Origin of the sequence: Burkholderia sp. (genome assembly GCF_018375725.1) — a bacterium.
In the GTDB taxonomy this organism is placed as follows: domain Bacteria; phylum Pseudomonadota; class Gammaproteobacteria; order Burkholderiales; family Burkholderiaceae; genus Burkholderia.
In genome coordinates, this window is the sequence record NZ_JAHACR010000270.1 from 1 (window position 1) to 5,797 (window position 5,797).

Sequence of the window (5,797 nt, forward strand, 5' to 3'; positions counted from 1 at the left end):
CATGGCATTCCGATGGAGTACGTCCAGTTCGGCGGCGTGCGCGGCAAGGGTCTGAAGACCAAGCTGTCGCTGCCGTTCAACCTGCTGCGCGCATGCTGGCAGAGCCTCGGCGCGCTGCGGCGCGTCCGGCCGGACGTCGTGCTCGGGATGGGCGGCTACATCACGTTCCCGGCGGGCGTCATGACGGCGCTGAGCGGCCGTCCGCTCGTGCTGCACGAACAGAATTCGATCGCCGGCCTCGCGAACAAGCTACTCGCGAAGCTCGCGAAGCGCGTGCTCGTCGCCTTCCCCGGCGCACTGCCGCACGCCGAATGGACCGGCAACCCGATTCGTGCGGAACTTACGCACACGGCGCCACCCAAAGCACGCTATGCGGCGCGCAGCGGCCCGCTGAAAGTGCTCGTCGTCGGCGGAAGCCTGGGCGCCGCGGCGCTGAATGAAGTCGTGCCGTGCGCGCTGGCGATGATGGCGCCGGACGAGCGTCCGCACGTCGTGCATCAGGCCGGCGCGAAGCATATCGACGTGCTGAAGGCGAACTACGAGGCGGCAGGCCTCGCGTACGGCAGCGACGTGGAACTCGTGCCGTTCATCGACGACATGGCGGCGGCGTATGCCGAGGCGGATCTGGTGATCTGCCGGTCGGGCGCGATGACCGTATCGGAGATCGCGGCGGTCGGCGTCGCGGCGCTGTTCGTGCCGTTCCCTTATGCCGTCGACGATCACCAGACGACCAACGCCGCGTTCCTCGCCGATGCGCGGGCCGCGGTGCTGGTGCAGCAACGCGACCTGTCGGCCGAGTTGCTCGCCGACTGGCTGCGCAGCCAGTCGCGGGCGTCGCTCGCGGAGATGGCGGAGCGTTCGCGCGCGCTTGCAAAGCCTGAGGCCACCGATGAAGTCGCGCGGGTCTGCGCGACGGTGGCCGGCGCGAACCAGGAAGGACAGCAATGAAACATATCGTCAAACACATTCATTTCGTCGGGATCGGCGGCGCCGGCATGAGCGGCATCGCGGAAGTGCTCGTCAATCTCGGCTATCAGGTCAGCGGTTCGGACCTGTCGCGCAACGCGGTGACCGATCGACTCGAGGCGCTCGGCGCGCGGATCGCCATCGGCCACGATGCGGCGAATATCGAGGGAGCCAATGCGGTCGTCGTGTCGACCGCCGTGCGCTCGGATAATCCGGAAGTGCTGGCCGCACGCCACCAGCGCGTGCCGATCGTGCAGCGGGCGGTGATGCTCGCCGAACTGATGCGCCTGAAGCAGGGCATCGCGATTGCCGGCACGCATGGCAAGACCACGACGACGAGCCTCGTCGCGAGCGTGCTGGCGGCAGGCGGCATCGATCCGACCTTCGTGATCGGCGGCCGTCTGATCAGTGCCGGGGCGAATGCGCGGCTCGGCACGGGCGATTTCATCGTCGCCGAGGCCGACGAGTCGGACGCGTCGTTCCTGAACCTGTATCCGGTGATCGAAGTCATCACGAACATCGATGCCGATCACATGGATACGTACGGCCACGATTTCGCGCGGCTCAAGCAGGCCTTCATCGAATTCACGCAGCGCCTGCCGTTCTACGGCAGCGCGGTCGTGTGCGTCGACGATCCGAACGTGCGGCAGATCATTCCGTTCATCTCGAAGCCGGTGGTGCGCTACGGCCTGTCGCCGGACGCACAGGTGCGCGCGGAGAACATCGACGCGCGCGACGGACGGATGCACTTCACCGTGGTGCGCGAAGGGCGCGCGCCGCTGCCCGTGGTGCTGAATCTGCCGGGCCTGCACAACGTGCAGAACGCGCTCGCGGCGATCGCGATCGCGACGGACCTCGGCGTGTCGGACGACGCGATCCAGCAGGCGCTCGCGGAATTCAACGGCGTCGGGCGGCGCTTCCAGCGCTACGGCGAAGTGCCCGCGGCGGACGGCGGCAGCTACACGCTGATCGACGACTACGGCCATCACCCGGTCGAGATGGCGGCCACGATCGCGGCCGCACGCGGCGCATTCCCGGGCCGTCGTCTCGTGCTGGCGTTCCAGCCGCACCGCTACACGCGCACGCGCGACTGCTTCGACGATTTCGTCAACGTGCTGTCGACCGTCGATGCGCTGGTGCTGACGGAGGTCTACGCGGCGGGCGAGGCGGCGATTGCGACCGCCAACGGCGACGCGCTGTCGCGTGCGCTGCGCGCGGCAGGCAAGGTGGCGCCGGTATTCGTCGCGTCGGTCGACGATTTGCCGGACGCGCTGACGCAGGTCGCGAAGTACGGCGACGTGGTGATCACGATGGGTGCGGGTTCGATCGGCGGCGTGCCGGCGAAGATCGTGCAGAACACTCAACAGAAGGGATGACATGAGCGGGATCGATCCGAAACGTTTCGGCAAAGTGGCGGTGTTGTTCGGCGGCGAGTCCGCCGAGCGCGACGTGTCGCTCACCTCGGGCCGGCTCGTGCTGCAGGGCCTGCGCGACGCAGGCGTCGACGCGCATCCGTTCGACCCGGCCGAACGGCCGCTGTCGGCGCTGAAGGATGAAGGCTTCGTGCGCGCGTTCAATGCGCTGCACGGCGGTTACGGCGAGAACGGCCAGATCCAGGGCGCGCTCGATTTCTACGGCATCCGCTACACGGGCAGCGGCGTGCTGGGTTCGGCGCTCGGCCTCGACAAGTTCCGCACGAAGCTCGTGTGGCAGCAGACGGGCGTGCCGACGCCGCCGTTCGAGACGGTACTGCGCGGCGACGACTTCGCGGCGCGCGCGCCCGAGATCGTCGCGAAGCTCGGCCTGCCGCTGTTCGTGAAGCCGGCGAGCGAGGGTTCGAGCGTCGCGGTGCTGAAGGTCAAGTCGGCCGAGGCGCTGCCGGCGGCACTCGAGGAAGCGGCGAAGCACGACAGGATCGTGCTCGTCGAGAAGAGCATCGAGGGCGGCGGCGAATACACCGCCTGCATCGCCGCGGATCTCGACCTGCCGCTGATCAAGATCGTGCCGGCCGGCGAGTTCTACGACTATCACGCGAAGTACGTCGCGGACGACACGCAGTACCTGATTCCGTGCGGCCTGCCCGCCGAGAAGGAAGCGGAACTGAAGCGCCTCGCGCGCCGCGCGTTCGACGTGATCGGCTGCACCGACTGGGGCCGCGCGGACTTCATGCTCGACGCCGCCGGGAACGCGTATTTCCTGGAAGTGAACACCGCGCCCGGCATGACCGATCATTCGCTGCCGCCCAAGGCGGCGCGCGCGATCGGCATCGGTTATTCGGAGCTGGTGGTGAAGGTGCTGTCGCTTACGCTCAACGACTGAAGCAGGAACGGAAGACGTCATGTGGAACAACGTTCGCCAGCTCAACCTAGCCGCCAGCGCGCTGTACGCGCTGTTGCTGCTCGCGTTGGCGGCGGCCGGCTGCTACTGGCTGATCCAGCGTCCGGCGTTCGCGCTGCGCGAGATCAGGATTGACGGCGACGTCGATCACATCAACGCGCCGACCGTGCGCGCGGGTGTGGTCGGCCGGCTGAAGGGCAATTTCTTCACCGTCGATCTGGATACGGCGCGCGTCGCGTTCGAACAGATGCCGTGGGTCCGTCACGCGAGCGTGCGCCGCGTATGGCCGAATGCGCTGGCTGTCACGCTCGAGGAGTACAAGCCGCTTGGGACGTGGGGCAGCGATCAGCTGGTGAGTGTCGACGGCGAGCTGTTCACTGCGAACCAGGGCGAGCTGGACGCCGAACTGCCCGCGTTCGACGGACCGGAGGGCAGCGCGAAGGACGTCGTCGCGCGGTACCACGACTTTGCGAAGTGGTTCGCGCCGCTGAACGCGACGCCGGAGGAAGTGATGCTGTCGGCGCGCTACGCGTGGACGGTGAAGCTGTCGAACGGCATGCTGGTGGAACTGGGCAAGGAGCGCACCCATGAAGCGCTGCACGACCGGACCGAGCGTCTCGTCGCCGCGTGGCCGGCCGTCACGCAGCGCTGGGGCAAGGACATCGAGTACGCGGATCTGCGCTATCCGAACGGATTCGCGATTCGCGCGGCGGGCATGCGGTTCCTGACCGATACCGACAATCGGAAGAAGTAACGAGAGTAACGAGAGATCACACGCAAGAGCACTCTATGAGCAAAGACTACAAAGATCTGCTGGTTTCCCTCGACATCGGAACGTCGAAGGTGGTGGCCATCGTCGCCGAGCTGAAGGGCGAAGGTCATTACGAGGTCATCGGCCTCGGCCAGAGTGAATCGAAAGGTCTGAAAAAAGGTGTGGTGGTGAATATCGAGGCCACCGTGCAGTCGATCCAGCGCGCGCTCGAGGAAGCCGAGCTGATGGCCGATTGCAAGATCACCAACGTGTTTACGGGCATCGCCGGCAGCCACATCCGAAGCTTCAATTCGAGCGGGATGGTGGCGATCAAGGACAAGGAGGTCACGCAGACCGACGTCGCACGGGTGATCGAAACCGCGAAGGCGATCAACATCCCGACCGACCAGCAGGTGCTGCACATCCTCACGCAGGAATTCATCATCGACGGGCAGGAAGATGTCCGCGAGCCGATCGGCATGAGCGGCATCCGCCTCGAGGTGAAGGTGCACATCGTGACGGGTGCGGTGAGCGCCGCGCAGAACATCGTCAAGTGCGTGCGCCGCTGCGGTCTCGAAGTGAACGACCTGATCCTGCAGCCGCTCGCGTCGTCGCTCGCGGTGCTGACCGAGGACGAGAAGGATCTCGGCGTGGTGCTGGTCGACATCGGCGGCGGCACGACCGACATCGCGATCTTCGCGGAAGGCGCGATCCGCCATACCGCGGTGATTCCGATCGCCGGAGACCAGATCACGAGCGACATCGCGATGGCGCTGCGCACGCCGACGCCGGACGCGGAAGACATCAAGGTCAGCTACGGCATCGCGAAGCAGGCGCTTGCCGATCCGGACGAAATGGTCGAAGTGCCGGGCCTCGGCGAACGCGGTCCGCGCACGCTGTCGCGCCAGGCGCTCGCCGCGGTGATCGAGCCGCGCGTCGAGGAACTGTTCTCGCTCGTGCAGCAGGTCGTGCGCGAGTCCGGCTATGAAGAACTGCTGAGCTCCGGCGTGGTCATTACCGGCGGCGCATCCATGATGCCGGGCATGGTCGAGCTCGGCGAAGACATTTTCCTGAAGCCGGTGCGCATCGGCGCGCCGGAATATGCGGGCGGCCTCGCCGACGTCGTGCGCAATCCGCGCTATTCGACGGCGATGGGCCTGCTGGTGGAAGGCAGCGCTCAGCGCATGCGCGGCCGCAAGGTCGCCGTGCAGTCCGGTTCCGCGGGCCAGATCTTCACGCGGATGAAGGAATGGTTCCTGAGCAACTTCTGACACAACGAATCGGAATTCGCGCCGGTGCCGGCGGCTGGCGCGCGACAGGGGGTTGCCCGATCTCCTGCCGAATAACGGCCGAGTAGCGGTATTTTTCTTGACGGAGGCAACAATGGAATTCGAAATGCTGGAAACCGAAACCAACGGCACCATCATCAAGGTGGTGGGCGTTGGCGGCGCTGGCGGCAATGCCGTGCAGCACATGATCAACCGTGGCGTGCAGGGCGTCGACTTCATCGTGATGAACACCGATGCGCAGGCGCTGTCGCGCGCACGCGCACCGTCCGTGATCCAGCTCGGCAACACCGGCCTCGGCGCCGGCGCGAAGCCGGAAATGGGCCGTGCGGCGGCCGAAGAAGCGCGTGAGCGCATCGCCGACGCACTGCGCGGCGCGCACATGGTGTTCATCACGGCCGGCATGGGCGGCGGCACCTGTACGGGCGCAGCCCCGGTCGTCGCGCAAATCGCGAAG

At 66.6% G+C, this 5,797-nt stretch carries 5 protein-coding genes and 1 pseudogene; all 6 read left to right on the forward strand.

The features are described from left to right. Positions 1-948 (forward strand): undecaprenyldiphospho-muramoylpentapeptide beta-N-acetylglucosaminyltransferase (gene murG / locus KH616_RS20370; protein WP_292250255.1); only part of this gene is annotated, 948 nt, incomplete at its 5' end. Next, entirely contained in the window at positions 945-2,342 is a 1,398-nt protein-coding gene (gene murC, locus KH616_RS20375; protein WP_292250257.1) for a UDP-N-acetylmuramate--L-alanine ligase, read from the forward strand. The genes murG and murC, both read left to right, overlap by 4 nt. A 1-nt stretch (position 2,343) precedes the next feature. Beyond that, on the forward strand, positions 2,344-3,285 hold the full coding sequence (locus tag KH616_RS20380; protein WP_292250259.1) for a D-alanine--D-alanine ligase: 942 nt from the start codon (positions 2,344-2,346) through the stop codon (positions 3,283-3,285). A gap of 19 nt (positions 3,286-3,304) precedes the next feature. After that, positions 3,305-4,057 carry a cell division protein FtsQ/DivIB gene (locus KH616_RS20385; RefSeq protein ID WP_292250261.1) on the forward strand — a complete coding sequence of 251 codons (753 nt, stop codon included), beginning with the start codon at positions 3,305-3,307 and terminating at the stop codon, positions 4,055-4,057. A 35-nt stretch (positions 4,058-4,092) separates the two neighbouring features. Next, positions 4,093-5,325 (forward strand): cell division protein FtsA, encoded by a 1,233-nt coding sequence (gene ftsA, locus KH616_RS20390; RefSeq protein WP_292250263.1) that lies wholly within the window; start codon positions 4,093-4,095, stop codon positions 5,323-5,325. A 112-nt stretch (positions 5,326-5,437) separates the two neighbouring features. Continuing rightward, a pseudogene (locus tag KH616_RS20395) lies at positions 5,438-5,797 on the forward strand (cell division protein FtsZ); the annotation flags it as partial.